This is a genomic window from Pseudomonas extremaustralis (assembly GCF_900102035.1).
Classification (GTDB): Bacteria; Pseudomonadota; Gammaproteobacteria; order Pseudomonadales; family Pseudomonadaceae; genus Aquipseudomonas; species Aquipseudomonas extremaustralis.
Genome location: NZ_LT629689.1, coordinates 910,221 through 928,150, shown reverse-complemented (window position 1 = coordinate 928,150; position 17,930 = coordinate 910,221). Strand labels below are relative to the sequence as shown.

General features: G+C 63.1%; 15 protein-coding genes and 1 pseudogene. 9 read left to right on the top strand and 7 right to left on the bottom strand.

Features of this window, described 5'->3' with window-relative positions; all coding sequences use genetic code 11:
* Positions 1-25: 25 nt before the first annotated feature.
* Together BLR63_RS04625 and BLR63_RS04620 are read right to left on the bottom strand one after the other, a co-directional pair.
* Positions 26-1,324 (bottom strand): ferredoxin reductase domain-containing protein, encoded by a 1,299-nt coding sequence (locus BLR63_RS04625; RefSeq protein ID WP_010564926.1) that lies wholly within the window; start codon positions 1,322-1,324, stop codon positions 26-28.
* Complete coding sequence (locus BLR63_RS04620; RefSeq protein ID WP_010564925.1) at positions 1,317-2,906, bottom strand: amino acid adenylation domain-containing protein; 1,590 nt, start codon at positions 2,904-2,906, stop codon at positions 1,317-1,319. The genes BLR63_RS04625 and BLR63_RS04620 overlap by 8 nt, the downstream gene beginning before the upstream one ends.
* Positions 2,907-3,105: 199 nt before the next feature.
* Here BLR63_RS04620 and BLR63_RS04615 point away from each other — a divergent pair, with 199 nt between their 5' ends.
* From BLR63_RS04615 to BLR63_RS04600, 4 genes and pseudogenes are all read left to right on the top strand, one after another.
* On the top strand, positions 3,106-3,612 hold the full coding sequence (locus BLR63_RS04615; protein ID WP_010564924.1) for a sigma-70 family RNA polymerase sigma factor: 507 nt from the start codon (positions 3,106-3,108) through the stop codon (positions 3,610-3,612).
* Positions 3,609-4,345, top strand: a pseudogene (locus tag BLR63_RS04610) (anti-sigma factor family protein). The gene BLR63_RS04615 and the pseudogene BLR63_RS04610 overlap by 4 nt, the downstream one beginning before the upstream one ends.
* Before the next feature lie 118 nt (positions 4,346-4,463).
* Positions 4,464-5,558 carry a cell division protein ZapE gene (gene zapE / locus BLR63_RS04605; RefSeq protein ID WP_010564922.1) on the top strand — a complete coding sequence of 365 codons (1,095 nt, stop codon included), beginning with the start codon at positions 4,464-4,466 and terminating at the stop codon, positions 5,556-5,558.
* Between the two features lie 39 nt (positions 5,559-5,597).
* Positions 5,598-6,911: a protein kinase gene (locus BLR63_RS04600; protein WP_010564921.1), complete on the top strand. Its 1,314-nt coding sequence runs from the start codon at positions 5,598-5,600 to the stop codon at positions 6,909-6,911.
* Between the two features lie 58 nt (positions 6,912-6,969).
* On the opposite strand, the gene BLR63_RS04595 is transcribed toward BLR63_RS04600, so the two are convergent.
* Together BLR63_RS04595 and BLR63_RS04590 are read right to left on the bottom strand one after the other, a co-directional pair.
* The gene (locus BLR63_RS04595) at positions 6,970-7,677 is read right to left on the bottom strand and encodes a YebC/PmpR family DNA-binding transcriptional regulator (RefSeq protein WP_010564920.1); all 708 of its coding nucleotides are present in this window, start codon (positions 7,675-7,677) and stop codon (positions 6,970-6,972) included.
* Between the two features lie 98 nt (positions 7,678-7,775).
* Positions 7,776-8,633 carry a LysR substrate-binding domain-containing protein gene (locus tag BLR63_RS04590; protein ID WP_010564919.1) on the bottom strand — a complete coding sequence of 286 codons (858 nt, stop codon included), beginning with the start codon at positions 8,631-8,633 and terminating at the stop codon, positions 7,776-7,778.
* A 112-nt stretch (positions 8,634-8,745) separates the two neighbouring features.
* On the opposite strand from BLR63_RS04590, the gene BLR63_RS04585 reads away from it, so the two are divergent.
* The 3 genes from BLR63_RS04585 (at position 8,746) to BLR63_RS04575 (ending at position 11,451) form a co-directional block, all read left to right on the top strand.
* The gene (locus BLR63_RS04585; RefSeq protein WP_010564918.1) at positions 8,746-9,870 is read left to right on the top strand and encodes a 2-aminoethylphosphonate--pyruvate transaminase; all 1,125 of its coding nucleotides are present in this window, start codon (positions 8,746-8,748) and stop codon (positions 9,868-9,870) included.
* Positions 9,871-9,963: 93 nt separating this feature from the next.
* The gene (gene phnX / locus BLR63_RS04580; RefSeq protein WP_010564917.1) at positions 9,964-10,791 is read left to right on the top strand and encodes a phosphonoacetaldehyde hydrolase; all 828 of its coding nucleotides are present in this window, start codon (positions 9,964-9,966) and stop codon (positions 10,789-10,791) included.
* Between the two features lie 114 nt (positions 10,792-10,905).
* Positions 10,906-11,451, top strand: coding sequence for a cytochrome b (locus tag BLR63_RS04575; RefSeq protein ID WP_010564916.1), 546 nt, complete (start codon positions 10,906-10,908; stop codon positions 11,449-11,451).
* Here the strand turns inward: BLR63_RS04575 and BLR63_RS04570 are convergent.
* A complete protein-coding gene (locus BLR63_RS04570) occupies positions 11,448-12,338 on the bottom strand; it encodes a 1-aminocyclopropane-1-carboxylate deaminase/D-cysteine desulfhydrase (protein WP_010564915.1) in 891 nt (296 codons plus the stop codon). The two genes, BLR63_RS04575 and BLR63_RS04570, sit on opposite strands and share 4 nt — an antisense overlap.
* 57 nt (positions 12,339-12,395) lie before the next feature.
* Complete coding sequence (locus tag BLR63_RS04565) at positions 12,396-14,435, bottom strand: NADPH-dependent 2,4-dienoyl-CoA reductase (protein ID WP_010564914.1); 2,040 nt, start codon at positions 14,433-14,435, stop codon at positions 12,396-12,398.
* Between the two features lie 212 nt (positions 14,436-14,647).
* Between BLR63_RS04565 and BLR63_RS04560 the strand changes: the two genes are divergently transcribed.
* The gene (locus BLR63_RS04560) at positions 14,648-15,778 is read left to right on the top strand and encodes a carbon-nitrogen hydrolase family protein (RefSeq protein WP_042946803.1); all 1,131 of its coding nucleotides are present in this window, start codon (positions 14,648-14,650) and stop codon (positions 15,776-15,778) included.
* A gap of 4 nt (positions 15,779-15,782) precedes the next feature.
* On the top strand, positions 15,783-16,817 hold the full coding sequence (locus BLR63_RS04555; RefSeq protein WP_010564912.1) for an AraC family transcriptional regulator: 1,035 nt from the start codon (positions 15,783-15,785) through the stop codon (positions 16,815-16,817).
* Positions 16,818-17,076: 259 nt separating this feature from the next.
* Here BLR63_RS04555 and BLR63_RS04550 read toward each other — a convergent pair whose 3' ends face one another.
* A complete protein-coding gene (locus tag BLR63_RS04550) occupies positions 17,077-17,865 on the bottom strand; it encodes a DUF2242 domain-containing protein (RefSeq protein WP_010564911.1) in 789 nt (262 codons plus the stop codon).
* Positions 17,866-17,930 lie beyond the last annotated feature (65 nt).

Genomic DNA, 17,930 nt, shown 5'->3' with positions numbered 1-17,930 from the left:
GATTTGTTTGACCCACAACGCCGTTTCACGAATCCCAGATCGCGCCATAGGCAGGGATTCCCCGGGCTTCCAACTCTTGCACCACACGCCGGGTCAAACCCTGGTTGGCAATGCAGATCACCGCCTCCACCCCGAATGCCTGGACGGCGCCACAGGCCAGTTGCACAAGATCAGGCTTGCCACGCGCATCGGTGTCCCAGATCAGCGCCTGCGGCTGGGCCTGCAGGATCTCCTCCACCAACGCGTCACCGTAGGTTTGTCGCGGACTGCGGGTCGACCAGATCAGATGCAGCGGCACGTTGCCGGCCAGCAAGTGCGGCAATACCGGGCCGATACCGCTGCCGGTGGCGATGTACAGCACCGACTTGAACAGCGTTTCCACATTCGCGACCCCAGCCGTGGTGATCCCTTTGACCCACACATGGGATGGCAACTGCTCGATGAACTGCCCCGTCCAATCCCCGGCCCGGGAAATGATCAGGCGAAACCCCGGTTGGCCCGGCGCAGGAATATTGGCGAATGAATGCCACTCCAGCAGCGGGCTCCGGCTGATGGCGGTGGAAGAACCGGTAAAGGGCGTGGTGTGGGTGAATCGCACGATGACCGCATGCCCGGACGGCCGCACCGTAGCGATCGGCACTTTACGCAGGCGCAGCCATGGCAAGGCGACGCTCAGGCTCAGCACCACCAGCATCCAAAACGTGCCGCTGTACAACGGGTTCGCCGAACCTTCGGCGGGCGCCAGCAACGTCATCCCCCAGAACACCAGCAATACGCTCCAGCCGGCGAACCGGTGAACGCGTTCGAAACCATTGTGAAAACGGCCTCGTACCCACGGCAACGCCATGATCACCATCGACAGCAGCAAGGCCATCAAGCCGCCACTGAGCCACAGCCGCAGGGACGAAACACTGCCAGGCTCACGCACGTGCATCAGCACCTGTACCCAGACCATGGCGACGAACCAGCCGGTGGCCGCCAGGGCAGCGCCGCTGTGCAAACCGCCGAAGTGATAGACCTTCGCCACCCGGCGCCGGATCGCCAGCGGCCAGCCCACCGGCACGCGGGTAGCCAACCAGAACAGCGCATTGATCAGGTATTGCTGGCGGATCAATGTCGCCAGCGACAGGTTGATCAGCACCAGGCTCGAGAGACGTTCCAGGCCCATGGCCTGTATGCCCGGCCCCAGCCACAGAACCGCTGCATTGCAGGCCATGACCAAGGCGAAAAGCCGGTGGTAATAGGAAAACAGGGGCAGCGCCGACACCCTGCGCCACAGGGTCGACTTCGGCGGGATCGGCGTGCGGGTCAAGGCCTCAAACATCGCCGATCTCCTTCACGTCCTGTCGTTGCCGTGCCCAGTGCAGTAACTGCGCTTTATCCACCTTGCCCCTGGCGGTCAGGGGGAGTTGATCCAGGGCGTAGATCGCCCGAGGCATGCAGTAATAGGCCAGGCGCTGCTCGCACTGATGCCGACAAGCATCGATATCGGCGCTGGCGGGGGTTACGAACGCGACCAGAGTGCGCTCGTCGAGTTTCAGCGCCACCGCGCGCGCGCATCCGTCGCCGGCCTCCAGCGCGACAGATACGGCGTCCAGTTCCACGCGAAAGCCCCGAATCTTGACCTGATCATCGACACGTCCCAGGGGTTCGAGCTGCCCGTCACGGGTCCAGCGCCCCAGGTCCCGCGTGCGAAACATCACGGCCCCGGCCCCCAGAAAAGGGTCCGGCCGGTAGCGCTGCGCAGTCAGTTCGGCGTTGCCCAGGTAGCCTGCGGTCACACCGGCACCGCCTGCCCACATTTCACCGGTTTCGCCCAGCTCACAGGCGCGGCCCTGCGCGTCGAGCACATACACGGTGTTATTGGGTGTCGGCCGGCCAATGCTCAACGGCGTGCCGGGCACATGCCGGTGCAAGGTATTGACGATGGTGGTTTCGGTCGGACCGCAACCGTTGTAGAAGTCACAGTGCGCGGCCCAGCGGTCGGCCAGCCCTTGAGGACAAGGCTCACCGGCCACCGCGACCACCTTGAGATCGGGGCAGCGTTGCGGATCGAGGGTGGCGAGGATCGAAGGCGTGGCAATCAATACGTCACACTGTGCGGCGGTGTGTGCAATGTCCTTGCCGCGAATTATCAGGGTGGCGCCATGGGCCAGGCAGCCGAGTATTTCCCAGGCGGCCATGTCGAATCCGATATTGAGGATCTGCCCCACGTTGCGCCCCGGCGCCATGCCCATCCGCCCAGGCTCGGTCAGTAAAATGTTGCACAGGTTGCGATGGCTGACACGCACGCCATTGGGCCGCCCAGTGGTGCCCGAGGTGAACAACACAAAACACAGGTCGTCCGGGTCGACTGCGGTCGACACCCGATCGTTGTCCTCGGCCACCCAAGGCTCCTCGGCCAGAAACGCATCGAGACACAGGCACCGCTGCGCTTGCGCTTCGGGCACACACGCTTGCAGGTTCGACAGGGTCAATATCACCGGGGCGGTCAAGGTTTCGAGGACCATCGCCAGTTGCAGCGGCGGCACGATCCGTGCGTCCTGGGGCACATACGCCGCGCCAATCTTCAACACCGCGAGCAACCCCACCAGCATGGGGATCGAGCGCTCGACGAACAGTGCCACCGTGTCGCCGCGTGCCACCCCCTGCTCGATCAACCGCGCGGCCAAGCGGTTGGCCTGGCGGTTGAGTTGCCCATAGCTGATGCGTTGACCCGCAGCCACCGCCGCCGTCGCCTCGGGCGCCCGCGCCGCATGCATTTCGACTGCCTGGTGCACGCTGCTGAAACCCGGCCGGGCCGACGGGCCACATCCCCACTGTTCGAAAAGCACCTGTTGCGCATCCGGCAAGTGAGTGAGCGCACGGCGGGAAAAACACGGTTTATCGGTTGGTGAAAACGTCATGGACACACCCTCATTGTTTCACTGCCAACTCAGTGCCGGCAGGTAAGGGGGTGGATAGAGGACGGGACCCGGGATTACAGACTCACAAGCTATGCAGAGCTTTCCCACTTGTGCTGCGTAAGATTTCTTTCTGCTGAAGGTGGAATAACCTACAACGGCCAGCGTCTACCTCATCACAACCGGCTAGACTCCCACTCCCATGCATGAACTCGATGAACCGTTACGTGAACTCATCCCCAGGCTGCGGCGCTTCGCCGTGTCCCTGACCCGTAACGTCAGCAGCGCCGACGATCTGGTGCAGTCGACCCTGGAACGGGCGATCAGCCGCTGGGCCGACAAACGCAGCGAGGGCGATCTGCGCGCGTGGCTGTTCTCGATCCTGTACCGGCAGTTTCTCGACGCTCATCGCCGCAGCCGACGCTATGGGCGCATGTTGGAGTTTTTCACCGGCCGTGATGACGCGCAGCCGTCGGTGGAACGTACAGTGATCGCCCAGTCGACCCTGCAAGCCTTCGATCAACTGGGTAGCGAACAACGCGCCCTGTTGCTGTGGGTCTCGGTCGAGGGCTTGAGCTACAAGGAGGTCGCCGAGATCCTTGACGTGCCGATCGGTACCGTCATGTCGCGCCTGTCTCGGGCACGCCAGGCCCTGCGTCAACTCAGCGATGGCGAAATCGCCAGCCCTTCCCTGCGGATACTCAAATGATCAGCCTGCCCCCAGCGAACGCGATTTGCATGCCTACGTCGATCACCAGTTGCCGGAGAGCGACCGGCACGTGCTTGACACCTACTTGGCGGCCCACCCCGATGTCGCCGCCCAGGTCCACGCCTGGCAACAGGACGCGCAAGCGCTGCGCGCGTCGTTGGCCGGTGCGCTGCAACAGCCGGCCAACCCGGACCTGGACCCAGCGCTGATTCGTCAACGTATCAAGCAGCAGTCGCGCCGCCACTTCGCCACGGCGGCGCTGCTGCTGGTGGCCATCAGCCTTGGCGGCCTTGGCGGCTGGCATGCCCGCGAAGCCACCGAGCCGCCCCTGCTGCCCATGGCCGATGCGATGCAAGCGTTCCGCCTGTTTGCCCAGGACGGCATCATGCCCGCCGACTACAACACCCAGGGCGGCGACACGATGCAAGCCTGGCTCGATCGTTACTTCAGCCACGCCCATCGTCTGCCTGACTTGAGCGCGGCAGGATTCACCCCGGTGAGCGGGCGCCTGCTCACCACCGACCAAGGCGCTGCGGCCATGGTGCTGTATGAAGACCCGCAAGGTCGGCGCATCAGTTTCTACATCCGTCCGCCGGGACCGGACAACGGTTTCCTGCCCCGTGGCAGCCGCAGCGCCGATGGGCTGCAGGCCCAGTATTGGTCCGGCGCCGGCTACAACTATGCGGTGGTCAGTCCGACGGATCAGCCCGCCCCGCCGATGCTGAAGTTCTAGACGCCCACACTCGGCAGCGACATGCCGTTTCGAGATGGCTGGCGGCGCACTTTCCTATTGGTCAAACGGCGGTACGCCGCCTAAAGTGAGCGACCACCGCACCACAGAGTGATTCCCATTGGCCGTGCTACCGCTGATCCGTCGTTTGCTCGGTAAAAAAACCGACCGCTACAACGACGTTTCCATCCAGACATTCTTTCAGAACAAGGCCCGACAACAGGGCTACACCCTCAGCGCCGGCCAGGCCCTGGCGATTGCGGCGATGTCGCGCGAATGCCAACGCCTGCTCGCCGGCCAGCCCACGCGCAGCCTGTATCTGCACGGCCCGGTGGGGCGCGGCAAAAGCTGGCTGCTGGACGGTTTTTTTCAGGCGCTGCCGATCACCGAGAAAAAACGCGTGCATTTCCACGGTTTTTTCGCCCATCTGCACCGCAGCCTGTTCAAGCACCGTGAGCACGCCGACGCCCTGGCCGCCAGTCTCGACGAACAACTGGCGGGCTGCCGGGTGCTGTGTTTCGACGAGTTCCATGTCCACGACATCGGGGATGCGATGCTCATCACCCGACTGTTCAAGGCGCTGTTCGAGCGCGGTGTGCTGGTGCTGGTCACCTCCAACTACCCGCCCGCGGGCTTGTTGCCCAACCCGCTGTATCACGAGCGCTTCAAGCCGGTCATCGACCTGATCGCCGCGCGGATGGAGGTGCTGGAAGTCAGTTCGCCCCAGGATTTTCGCCGTCTGCCCCAGGCCCATGCCACGCAGCGCTTTACCACCGGCCAATACGTGTGGCCGGGCACGGCGGCCCAGCGTACAGCCCTCGGTCTGCCTGCCACGGAGGGCCCGGCGCAGTCCCTGACGGTCGGTAACCGCCAGCTGACAGGCCGCCGCCATCACGCACGGACCATCGTCTTTACCTTCGGCGACCTCTGCGAACAACTGACGGCGGTGATGGACTACCTGCTGCTGTGCCAGGACTTCGACCACTGGATCATCGACGGCCTGCCCCTGCTGGGGGATTGCCCGATTGCCGTGCAGCAGCGCTTTATCAACCTGGTGGACGTGCTGTACGACCAAGACAAACACCTGATCCTGATCGGCGCACGATCCCTGGCCGAGAGCCTGGCGGGACAGGCTATCGACCTGGCGCGCACCGCCAGTCGCCTGAACCAATTGCAACAGGGCGCCCCGCAAGTCCTGTCCGAGTCGGTATCATGAGCGCCCTTCAAGCCCTCTTGCCGAGTGATCGCGCCGTTCATGCATACCCTCGCCCAACTCAAGACCGGCCAATTGGCCGGCATCACGCGCCTGGACCTGTCCTGTGGGCTGACCGAATTCCCGCGGGAAATCTTCGAACTGGCCGATTCCCTGGAAATCCTCAACCTCAGCGGTAACGCCCTGAGCAGCCTGCCCGACGACCTGCACCGCCTGCCGCACCTGCGCGTGCTGTTCTGTTCGGACAACCTCTTTACCGAACTGCCGGTGTGTCTGGGTCAGTGCGCGAAGCTGAGCATGATCGGCTTCAAGGCCAACCAGATCAGCCATGTTCCCGCCGCCGCGCTACCGCCGCAGTTGCGCTGGCTGATCCTCACCGACAACCGTATCAGCCAATTGCCCGACGAATTGGGCCAGCGGCCCCTGCTGCAAAAGCTGATGCTGGCCGGCAACCAACTGGCCCATCTGCCTGAAAGCCTGGCCCAGTGCACAAACCTGGAACTGATCCGCATCGCCTCCAACCGCCTGACGCATCTGCCCGCGTGGCTGCTGGCGTTACCGAGCCTGACCTGGCTGGCCTACGCCGGTAACCCGGTGGAGATGGCCGAGGAAGTGGCACCGGATGACACCACGCCGAATATCCCCTGGTCCGAACTGGAAATGGCCGAGGTGCTGGGCGAAGGCGCTTCCGGGGTGATTCGCAAGGCGCTGTGGACACCCTTGGCGCAACCCGTCGCAGTCAAGCTCTACAAAGGCACCATCACCAGTGACGGCTCGCCGCTGCACGAAATGCAGGCCTGCATCGCCGCCGGGTTGCATCCCAATTTGATCAAGGTGGAGGGCCGCGTGGTCGGCCACCCCGAGGCGCAGGCCGCGCTGGTGATGGACCTGATCGACCCGAGCTACCGCAACCTCGCCGCCCTACCGAGCCTGGCCTCGTGCACCCGGGATATCTATGAACCGACTACCCGCTTCAGCCTCGAGGTAGCGCTGCGCATGGCACAGGGCATTGCGTCGGTGGCGGCGCACTTGCACCGGCACGGCATCACCCATGGCGATTTGTACGGCCACAATATTCTGTGGAATGAAGTTGGGGATTGCCTGCTGGGGGACTTTGGCGCGGCGTCGTTCCATGCCACGGCAGACACCTTGCAGACCCGGGCCTTGCAGCGTATTGAAGTGCGTGCGTTCGGGGTGTTGCTCGGGGAGTTGCTGGAGCGGATCGACACAGGCTTGAACGACGCAACGCGTCAGCTGTTGGAAGGCTTGCAGGCACGTTGCTGTCAGCCCGAGGTGTTGGCGCGGCCAAGCTTCGAGGACGTCGAAGCGCTGCTGCAATCCGTGCCACACCCCTGAACTGAATGTGGGAGCAAGTCCGCTCCCACATGTTTGACCGTATTTATTCGGTTATGGATCAGCCGGCCAGACCGACGAACATGTCCTGTACGTCATCATGGTTGTCCAGGCCTTCCAGGAAAGCCTCGACTTCAGCCATCTGCTCATCGGTCAAGCCGCTGACCGGGTTCTTCGAGATGTAGCCCAGCTTGGCCGACAGCACGGTAAAGCCCTGCTCCGGCAGTGCTTTCTGCACGGCGTCGAGGTCGGTGGTCTCGGTGATGAACAGGGTGGTGCCTTCTTCTTCGCCGTCTTCGAAATCCTGCGCGCCGGCTTCGATGGCGGCCATTTCGGCATCGGCGTCAGGGCGGTCCGGCGAGGCTTCGATCAGGCCGACGTGGTTGAAGTCCCAGGCCACGGAGCCGGACGCACTCAATTGGCCCTTGCGGAAGGCCACGCGGATTTCAGCCACGGTACGGTTGATGTTATCGGTCACGCACTCGACGATCAGCGGCACCTGGTGCGGGGCGAACCCTTCATAGGTCACGCGGTGGTACTGCACGGTTTCGCCGAGCAGACCGGCGCCCTTCTTGATGGCGCGGTCCAGGGTTTCCTTGGGCATCGAGGCCTTTTTGGCCTGCTCCACCACCAGACGCAGGTGGGCGTTGGTCGCGGTGTCGGCGCCGTTTCGGGCGGCGATGGTGATTTCTTTGACCAGCTTGCCGAAAATCTTGCCCTTGGCATTGGCTGCCGCTTCTTTATGTTTGACTTTCCACTGTGCGCCCATGACTCGCTCTCTTCTGTCCATCGCGCCGAAACGTCTACTGGCCGGCGCTTTGGGGGCAGAGTTTATAGCGCAAGAACCCATCGTTCCACCAAAAACCATCAGGGCGCCAACTCGAAAAACGCCTGGATCAAACGCAATGAGCGGCGCCGCTCCATGCAACCGAGCATATGCCGGTTGAGCAACCCGTCGCCCTGGATCGCCACCGCCTGGACCCGTGGGTCCGGGCTGACCTCCATGGACGAGACCACGCCCACCCCCAACTGCGCGGCGACGGCTTCGGTAACCGCTTCGCGGCTGTCCAATTCCAGCAGCACTTTAGGCCGCACATCCGCGGCCACACAGGCGTCATCAAAGGTGCGCCGGGTGATGGAACCGGGCTCGCGCAACACCATGATCACGTCGTTGAGTTGATCCAGGCGAATGCCCTCCATGTGCGTCGCCCACGCGTGGCCGGCCGGCACCAGTGCGCAGATCCGCGACTGCGCCAACGCTTGCAGGTGCAGGCCATTGCGCGGTTCCACTTCGGTGAGCACCGCCACATCCGCATGCTCGGACAACAGCGCGGCCAGGGTTTCCTGAGCGTTGCCCAGGCGCAGGTTGACGGTAATTCCGGGGTAGCGCGCGCGCAGGCTGGCAATCATCGGCATCACCAGGTGCGGGCCATCCGCCGCGACTTCCAGGCGTCCGCTGAGCAGTTGCCGGTTGGCCTCCAATAGCGTCTGCGCTTCGTCCACCAGGCCGAAGATCGCCCGCGTGATCGCCGCCAGCCGCGCGCCCTCCTCAGTCAACTCCACCCGGCGCGCGGTGCGGCGCAGCAACGGGATCTGGTAGTGCTCTTCCAGCGCCTTGATATGCCCGGTCACCGCCGGCTGGCTGATGAACAGCCGCGCCGCCGCACGGGTAAAACTGCCCTCGCGGGCCACGGCATCGAATGCACGCAACTGAAACAGGTTCATAGCTATCGGCCTCACTGATAGCTCGCATAACAACAAATAATTTGATTGATAACAAGCCAAACTGCAATTTAGGCGCCGTAGCTTCAACCCCGACGCCTTGCGAGAACCCGAGATGAACACTGCCGCGCCCATCCTGTTGACCCCCGGCCCTCTGACGACTTCTGCCCGCACCCGCCAGGCCATGCTGGAAGACTGGGGCTCATGGGACGATCGCTTCAACGCCCTCACCGCCAGCGTCTGCGCGCAACTGCTGGCGATTGTGCAGGGCGAAGGCAGTCACCATTGCGTGCCCTTGCAGGGCAGCGGCACCTTTGCCGTCGAAGCCGCCGTCGGCACCCTGGTCCCCCGCGCCGGCAAGGTGCTGGTGCTGATCAACGGTGCCTATGGCAAACGCCTGGCGAAGATTTGCGAAGTGCTCGGCCGCGACTTCAGCACCTTTGAAACCGCCGAGGACGAACCCACCACCGCCGCCGACGTCGACCGCCTGCTGCACGCCGACAAGGCCATCACCCATGTCGGGTTGATCCACTGCGAAACCAGCACCGGCATTCTCAATCCACTGGCGGACATCGCCCAGGTCGTCAAACAGCACGGCAAGCGCTTGATCGTCGACGCCATGAGTTCCTTCGGCGCGTTGCCGATCGATGCCCGCGCAGTGCCGTTCGACGCGTTGATCGCTGCCTCGGGCAAATGTCTGGAAGGCGTGCCGGGCATGGGTTTTGTGCTCGCCAACAAACAGGCACTGGCCGCCGCCCAGGGCAACTGCCATTCCCTGGCGCTGGACCTGTTCGACCAGCACAGCTATATGGCCAGGACCGGTCAATGGCGCTTTACCCCGCCGACCCATGTGGTCGCGGCCCTGCACGAAGCACTCCTGCAATACCAGGAAGAAGGCGGCCTGCCCGCCCGCCACAAACGCTACGCCGACAACTGCCAGGCACTGCTCGAGGGCATGGCCGACCTGGGCCTGCGCAGCTTCCTGTCGGCGGTGATCCAGGCGCCGATCATCGTGACCTTCCACGCACCGACAGACCCGCGCTATCAGTTCAAAGACTTCTACGAGCGGGTCAAGGCCAAGGGTTTCATCTTGTACCCCGGAAAATTGACCCAGGTGGACACCTTCCGCGTGGGCTGCATCGGCCATGTCGACGCGGCAGGCATGCACGCTGCGGTCAAGGCGATCGGCCAAGTGCTGCAAGAAATGTGTAGGCGCGAGCTGGCTCGCGAAAGTCTTTAACGATAACGCGGGGCGCCTGGTTCACAACGGCGCCCTCAGGTTTTTCGCGAGCAAGCTCGCTTCTACAGGCTCTTTACCTACAGGATCTGAATCATGAATTACCAAAATCCCAACACCCTCCAGGCCGTCATCCTCGATTGGGCCGGCACTGTGGTCGACTTCGGCTCCTTCGCGCCCACGCAGATTTTTGTCGAGGCCTTCGCCGAGTTCGATGTGCACGTCTCCATCGAAGAAGCCCGTGGCCCGATGGGCATGGGCAAGTGGGACCACATCCGCACCCTCTGCGACCAGCCGCAAGTCGCCGAGCGCTACCGCCAGGCGTTCGGTCGCACGCCTACCGACGACGACGTCACCGCCATCTACCAACGCTTCATGCCGCTGCAGATCGAAAAGATCGCCGAGCACTCGGCCCTTATCCCAGGCGCCCTCGACACCATCGCCCGCCTTCGCGCGCAGGGCCTCAAGATCGGCTCCTGCTCCGGCTACCCCAAGCAAGTGATGGACAAGGTCGTCGCGCTGGCCGCCACCAACGGCTACATCGCCGACCATGTGGTGGCCACCGACGAAGTGCCCAACGGCCGCCCATGGCCGGCCCAGGCGTTGGCCAACGTGATCGCACTGGGCATCGACGATGTGGCGGCGTGCGTCAAGGTCGACGACACCGTGCCAGGCATTCTCGAAGGTCGCCGTGCCGGCATGTGGACCGTGGCCCTGACCTGCTCCGGTAATGCCCTGGGCCTGACCTACGCGCAATTCCGCGACCTGGATGCCGCCACCTTGAGCGGTGAACGTCAACGCATCGAAGCGATGTTCAAAGGCTCGCGCCCGCATTACCTGATCGACACCCTCATCGAACTGCCGGCGGTCATCGCGGACATCAACGCACGCCTGGCCCGCGGAGAAATGCCACAAAGTCACTGATCAAGGTCAACACAAGGACATTCGCGCGAGGCAAATCACGTAAAACAGGCATACAGTAAAAGGACTTCGTCACCGAAGAACGGAGATATGCCCTGATGAGTGAGGAAAAAAGCGATGCCGTGGAAAAATTCCGATACGCGCTACAGCACCATGTCGATTGCGTTGCACTGGTTGATGCTGGTGCTGTTGGCGGTGGTTTACGCCTGCATTGAGTTTCGCGGGATCTTTCCCAAAGGCAGTGGCGGGCGGGCATTGATCGTGGAGCTGCACTTCATGTTCGGCCTGACCGTATTTGTCCTGGTGTGGCTGCGCCTGTTTGCACGTTCCCTGGGGGTCGCACCGAAAATCATCCCGGCACCACCGCAATGGCAGGCGTTGCTGGCGACCCTGATGCACTGGGCGCTGTACCTGTTCATGATCGGCATGCCGATTGCCGGCTGGCTGATCGTCAGCGCCCAAGGGCATTCGGTGATGTTCTACGGGATTGAGCTGCCGCCGTTGATTGGCGAAAACAAGGACCTGTCCAAGCAGATCAAGGAATGGCACGAGCTGGGCGGCGCGATCGGCTATTGGTTGATTGGCCTGCACGCCTTGGCCGGGCTGTACCATCACTACTTCATGCGCGATAACACTGTGCGGCGCATGATCCCCAAACGCTAGACCGCCAAACCTCGGCGGCCCTGCAGGCCGCCGGTGTGCACGAAGATCAGGCGAGTGCCGGGGGCGAAGCGCCCGGCCTCGATCTGTTGCTTCAACGCCAGCAACGCTTTACCGGTGTAGAGCGGCTCCAGAGGTACACCGCAGGCCTGCTCGGTGGTTTCGATAAATTCGAGCAATAGCGGATCGACCTTCGCAAAGCCTCCCCGGCTGGCGTCCAGCAACGCATACCCACCCGTTACGAGGGCCTGCACGTTCTGTGCGACGCCGTGATCATCCGGCACCGCCAGCGCACCGTACACCGGGCGCGCGCACGCTTCCGCGAGCGCCAGACCCGCCAGCGTAGTCCCGGTGCCTGCCGCCAACCACCAGGCGTCGTAATCGGCCCAGCCCACATCGCTCAATTGCTGGCGGGCCTGTTCGACCAAGACAGCGCATCCCAACGCCCCGGCCATCCCGCCACCGCCTTCGGGCACCGGATAGAAACCCGGGTATCGCTCGCGCCACGGCGTCCAGAAATCCGCCGCGTGGCGCGCGCGATAGCCGCCGTAGCCGAGCCAATGCAGTTGCATGCCGAAGGCTTTCAGGTCGAGCACGGTGGGGGTGTCTTGGGGATGACCACGCAACAAGCCGACGGTGGGAAAACCAAAGCGTTTCCCCGCCGCCGCCAGTGCATGCAGATGGTTGGAGTAAGCGCCGCCAAGGCTGATGATCCCGCTGGCGCCGGCCTGCTGCGCCAAGGCCAGGTGCTCGGTGAGCTTGAACCACTTGTTGCCGCTGATCAGCGGGTCGATGCGATCCAGGCGCAGCACGGCCAACTCGACGCCGTTGAGCCAATCCAGCTGCACGGATTCAAGCGGGGCACGGGGAAGCCAATCGAAAGGACCCATCGGAGCGGCGTCTGCATGAAAAAGGGGCGGTAGTCTAACACCGCCCCTTCCCTGGTCTTACAGCTCGGCGGCGAGGCGCGAGCCCTGGTTGATGGCGCGCTTGGCGTCGAGTTCGGCCGCCACATCGGCGCCGCCGATCAAGTGCACATTCTGGCCCGCTGCGAGCAGGCCGTCCTGCAGTTCGCGCAACGGGTCCTGGCCGGCGCAGATGACGATATTGTCCACCGCCAACAGCTGCGGCTCACCCTCGGCGCCGATGCGGATATGCAGGCACTCGTCGTCGATCTTCAGGTACTCGACGCTGTTGAGCATCTGCACTTGCTTGTTCTTCAAGCCGGTACGGTGGATCCAGCCGGTGGTCTTGCCCAGGCCGTCGCCGACCTTGGAGGTTTTGCGCTGCAGCAGGAACACCTCGCGTGCCGGCGCATGGCGCTCAGGCTTGATGCCGGCCACGCCGCCACGGGCCTGCAATTGGGTGTCGATGCCCCACTCTTTCCAGAACGCGTCACGGTCCAGGCTGGTGGACACGCCCTGGTGCACGAGGAATTCCGACACGTCGAAACCGATACCGCCGGCACCGATCACCGCCACGCGCTTGCCCACCGGTTTGCGCTCGAGAATCACGTCCAGGTAGCTCAGCACCTTGGCATTGTCGATCCCCGGAATCGCCGGCGTGCGCGGCGCAATCCCGGTGGCCAGGATGATCTCGTCGTAGCCGCCCGCCGTCAGTTGCGCAACATCGACACGGGTGTTGAGGCACACCTCGACGTGGGTGGTCTGCAATTTACGATTGAAATAACGCAGGGTTTCAAAAAACTCTTCCTTGCCCGGCACGCGCTTGGCGATGTTGAACTGACCGCCGATCTCGCTGGCGGAATCGAACAACGTCACCTGATGACCGCGTTCGGCCGCCACCGTGGCAGCGGCCAGACCCGCAGGACCAGCGCCGACCACGGCGATTTTCTTGATCTGCTTGACCGGCAAGTAGTTGAGCTCGGTTTCGTAACACGCGCGTGGGTTGACCAGGCACGTGGTCAGCTTGCCGCCGAAGGTGTGGTCCAGGCAGGCCTGGTTGCAGCCGATGCAGGTGTTGATTTCATCGGCTCGGCCCGCAGCGGCCTTGTTGACGAATTCCGGGTCAGCAAGGAACGGGCGCGCCATCGACACCATGTCGGCATCGCCCTGGGCCAGGATTTTTTCGGCGATTTCCGGCGTGTTGATGCGGTTGGTGGTGATCAGCGGAATCTGCACCGAACCGCGCAGCTTGGCGGTGACTTTGCTGAACGCGCCGCGCGGCACTTTGGTGGCGATTGTCGGGATGCGCGCTTCGTGCCAGCCGATCCCGGTGTTGATAAGGGTCGCGCCCGCCTGCTCGATGGCCTTGGCCAGTTGCACGATCTCTTCCCAACTGCTGCCGCCTTCCACCAAGTCGAGCATCGACAGGCGGAAGATGATGATGAAATTCGGGCCAACCGCCTCACGCACCCGGCGCACGATCTCTACTGCCAGGCGCATGCGGTTTTCGTAGCTGCCGCCCCAACGGTCGGTGCGATGGTTGGTGTGCGCCGCGAGGAACTGGTTAATGAAATAGCCTTCCGAGCCCATGATTTCCACACCGTCATACTCGGCGGACTGGGCCAGCAACGAGCAGGTGACGAAATCGCGGATCTGTTTCTCGATCCCCTCCTCGTCCAGCTCTTTGGGCTTGAACGGATTGATCGGCGCCTGGATCGCGCTGGGTGCGACCTGCTTGGGGCTATAGGCATAACGGCCGGCGTGAAGGATCTGCATGCAGATCTTGCCGCCCGCCTCGTGCACGGCCTTGGTCACGATCTTGTGCTTCTGCGCTTCTTCGTCCGTGGTCAGCTTGGCCGCGCCGGAATACACGCCGCCTTCATCATTCGGGCCAATGCCGCCGGTGACCATCAGGCCCACGCCGCCACGGGCGCGCTCGGCAAAGTAGGCCGCCATGCGCTCGAAACCACCGGGTTTCTCTTCAAGGCCAGTGTGCATCGAGCCCATCAGGGTACGGTTGCGCAAGGTGGTAAAACCCAGGTCCAACGGGGCCAGCAGGTGCGGGTAGGCAGCAGCGGTCATGGTCAAGCTCCACAACGGATCATCACGGGACGTGAGGCGTTCGAATGACGCCCCATCGGTTTATGTCCCACAGACTAAGAGGCGATGGATTACCGCTCAATGACCGAAACTGACAAGTTATTGATCCAAATGCACAGCGCCCCTTGGCAAGCCGGTACATGGGCCCTACCCTAGTCGACGAACCCAGCACACGGTCTGTTGTCTGTTGCCCCATGCGTAAACTTCTTGGCTTCACCCTCTCCATGGCCCTGGTTGCCGCCGTCGCCGCGTATCTGGTCTGGACCCAGGAACGCCCCGTGGCGCATTACCTGTCGGACCTGCGCATCACCCTCGCCCTGAATGAAGGCCTGCCCGCCGATCGCGGCAATCTGCTGGGGGTCCAGCCGGAGCTGTTCCCCGCCGACTACCAGAGCCTGGAACGCCTGCACCTGAAACTCGCGGCCTATCTGCAAAAGGCACGGGAACAGGGGCTGATCAACGACAAGACCATCGTGGTGCTGCCCGAACATATCGGCACATGGCTAATGCTGGCCGGTGAAAAGAACGAGGTGTACCAGGCACTGCATGCCAAGGATGCGATGAACTGGCTGTCGGCCAGCAACCCGGTGCTGTTCCTGCGCGCCTGGATCAGCGCCACCGGCGACAATCGTACCGACGACGCCTACCTGCGCATGAAAGCCCCGGCCATGGCGCGGGACTACCAGGTGCTGTTCGGCGGTCTGGCCAAGGAGTTCGGCGTCACGCTGGTGGCCGGCTCCATCGCCTTGCCGAACCCGAGTGTCAGCCAGGGCCAATTGCAGGTCGGTCATGGTGCGCTGTACAACGCCAGCGTGGTGTTTGCCGCGGACGGTTTGCCCATCGGCGAGCCGCAGCGCCAGTTCTATCCGATTTACGATGAACGCGGCTTTATCGAGTCCGGCGATGAAAACCTCGTCAACGTGTTCGACACTCCGGCCGGCCGCTTGGGCGTGCTGGTGGGCAGTGACAGCTGGTACCCGGACAACTACCGCAAACTCAACGAGCGCGGCGCGCAACTGATCGCCGTGCCGGCCTTTGTGCTGGGTCGTGATACGTGGGACCGACCCTGGCGCGGCTTCAAAAGCGTGTCGACGCCGCCGCAAGTGAGCCTCAAGCCTGAAGAACTCAGCGAGGGCGAAGCGTGGCGGCGCCTTACGCTGATCAGCCAGCAACCGGTCAGCCACGCCGTCGCCGGTATGAGCGTATTTCTGCGCGGGCAGTTCTGGGACCTGGGTACCGCCGGGCACAGCTTCCTCAGCAGCCATGGCCAAATCAGCGCCGACGGCGACGCCCGTGGCGCGCGTTTGCTGAATATCTGGCTGTAGCGCCTTGAAGCCGGTGCGCCTGGGGGATCTGTCGGTAGGCTTCGTGCAGACCCTCGCCGATGCCGTCCACAGCCATGGCCTGGACCCGCAACCGCTGCTGCTGCAATACGGCCTTGACCCGGCGCGACTTGCCGAGGCAGGAGCACGCTTATCGATCCCGCGCTATATGCGCCTGGGCCATGGGGCCATCCAACTTACCGGCGACCCCGGCCTCGGCCTGCGCATGGGCCAGTTCAGCCGTTTGAGTCAGGCCGGGCTGGCCGGCGTCACCGCCGCCCAGGCGCCCAACGTACGCGAGGCGGCACGCACGCTGACCCGCTTCGAAGCCCTGTACGGTTCCAACTATCGCGGGCAATCGAGCTTGCATGAAGATGCCGAAGGCGCCTGGCTGCGGTTCTACTCCATCAGCCCCTACAACGCCTACAACCGTTTCGTGGTGGATTCGATCATTGCCGGCTGGCTGCACCAATTGTCCAACCTGGCCCAGCAGACGGTACAGGCACAGCGCATCGACATCGAATTCGACGCCCCCGAGTACAGCGAGCGGTACAGCATCCTGAGTGACAGCCCGGTCCACTTCGGCGCCGAGGTCAATCAATTGCGTCTGAGCCAGCAAACCCTGGCCCTGCGCAACCCGCAGCACTGTCCGAGTACCTGGCAACTGATGCTGCAACTGTGTGAACGGGAATTGGAGCAACTGACGCGCACCCGCAGCCTGCGCGAGCGCATTACCCGCTTGCTCGGGCCGATGCTCAATGGCGGTCGGGAACCCGACCTGGAAGAAGTGGCGGCACGCTTGAAGCTGCCGACCTGGACGCTGCGCCGCAAACTGGCCGAAGAAGGTACTCAGTTCCGCGCCATTCTCAACGATACCCGTCGCGACCTGGCCATGACCTACATTCGCGACACGGAACTGGCGTTCGGCGAGATCGCCTACTTGCTCGGTTTTGCCTCGGCCCAGGCCTTCCAACGGGCGTTCCGGCGATGGAACAACCAGACCCCAGGGGAATTTCGCCGCAGTCAGCGGCATTCCGCCTGAAGTCGGTCTTACAGCTCTGTTGCGTCGTCCGGTTCCAGCGGGTCCAACTCAAACGCCTGGTACTCGAGCAGTTCTTCCTGGTAATCGTCCATATAAGGCTCCTTAGGGTTCAAAGCAGCTGCCAATTAAGACCTGCAAGACCAGCCTAAAGTGCCGCGATGACGAAAAAAAGTCAGCGCTGTGACGTTCCTGCATTACAGGATTAAACGTAGTAGCGCCTGGAGAATTTATCAGCCGGGGCTCATCACCGGCTGGCCTCTCACTGCGCAGGGGTCGGCAACGGCGGAATCGCCTCGGTCGGGGCCGGCAGCTCCGAGTTCGTTGGTGCTGGGGCCGGCTCTTGTTGCGGGGCACTCGGTGCCGGCTCATGCTGCGGCGCGGTGGGCTCGGAAGCTGCAGGCGCTGGGGCGGCGGGCTGCTCCTTCGGCGCCTCGACCTTTTCGACCGCCGGCGCTGCTTTAGGCTCAGGCACACCCAGTTCGGCTTTTGGCTTCTCGGGAATGTGCTCGGCCTTCTTCACTTCCTGGGGCAGGAACAAATCCACCAACGAAAAGTAACGCTCATAGAACTTCGGCGCCGAGACGGTCTCGCTCGCCACCTTCACCATCGAGTCATCGGTGGAACCGATCGGCATCGACACCGAACCCAGCACGCCTACACCCAGGCTCGCGGAATTGTTGACCTTCTTCAGCGCATAGCGATCCTGCAAGGCGTTGGCGAACATCGTCGAGTGGTTCTTGCCTTTGCCGTCGTCGGCACACACCACGTTGAAGCTGATCTGCAGGTGAGTCTCGCCGGTCTGCTGGAAACTCTTGTTGCCCACGACCAGTTTCGGATCGCTGCTGGTGATGATGTAACCCTGGCTCAGCAACGCACGCCGGGCGGCTTCGCATGCGGCGACATCGGAGACCGGATAATCCCGCGAGAACGTGCCGGAGTCGTCGAAACTCTCATGTTCATAAATAGCGGTCTTGGGTGACGAGCAGCCCGCAGCGCCCGCCAGCACCAGCGCCAACCCGAGGCTACGCAAGTGAAATGATGTCGACATTGAAAATCCTGAGGAAAACAGTCAGGGCCGTATTGTGCAACAGAACGAGGCCTTGGCGCGCGCAT

Bases quoted from the DNA above. Each gene is read 5' to 3' on its own strand.
- BLR63_RS04565 (WP_010564914.1), bottom strand. From the start codon at position 14,435: ATGACCGCTGCTGCCTACCCGCACCTGCTGGCCCCGTTGGACCTGGGT.
- BLR63_RS04590 (WP_010564919.1), bottom strand. From the start codon at position 8,633: ATGAACCTGTTTCAGTTGCGTGCATTCGATGCCGTGGCCCGCGAGGGC.
- BLR63_RS04620 (WP_010564925.1), bottom strand. From the start codon at position 2,906: ATGACGTTTTCACCAACCGATAAACCGTGTTTTTCCCGCCGTGCGCTC.
- BLR63_RS04625 (WP_010564926.1), bottom strand. From the start codon at position 1,324: ATGTTTGAGGCCTTGACCCGCACGCCGATCCCGCCGAAGTCGACCCTG.
- BLR63_RS04595 (WP_010564920.1), bottom strand. From the start codon at position 7,677: ATGGGCGCACAGTGGAAAGTCAAACATAAAGAAGCGGCAGCCAATGCC.
- BLR63_RS04615 (WP_010564924.1), top strand. From the start codon at position 3,106: ATGCATGAACTCGATGAACCGTTACGTGAACTCATCCCCAGGCTGCGG.
- BLR63_RS04600 (WP_010564921.1), top strand. From the start codon at position 5,598: ATGCATACCCTCGCCCAACTCAAGACCGGCCAATTGGCCGGCATCACG.
- BLR63_RS04585 (WP_010564918.1), top strand. From the start codon at position 8,746: ATGAACACTGCCGCGCCCATCCTGTTGACCCCCGGCCCTCTGACGACT.
- BLR63_RS04550 (WP_010564911.1), bottom strand. From the start codon at position 17,865: ATGTCGACATCATTTCACTTGCGTAGCCTCGGGTTGGCGCTGGTGCTG.
- phnX (WP_010564917.1), top strand. From the start codon at position 9,964: ATGAATTACCAAAATCCCAACACCCTCCAGGCCGTCATCCTCGATTGG.
- BLR63_RS04560 (WP_042946803.1), top strand. From the start codon at position 14,648: ATGCGTAAACTTCTTGGCTTCACCCTCTCCATGGCCCTGGTTGCCGCC.
- BLR63_RS04575 (WP_010564916.1), top strand. From the start codon at position 10,906: ATGCCGTGGAAAAATTCCGATACGCGCTACAGCACCATGTCGATTGCG.
- BLR63_RS04570 (WP_010564915.1), bottom strand. From the start codon at position 12,338: ATGGGTCCTTTCGATTGGCTTCCCCGTGCCCCGCTTGAATCCGTGCAG.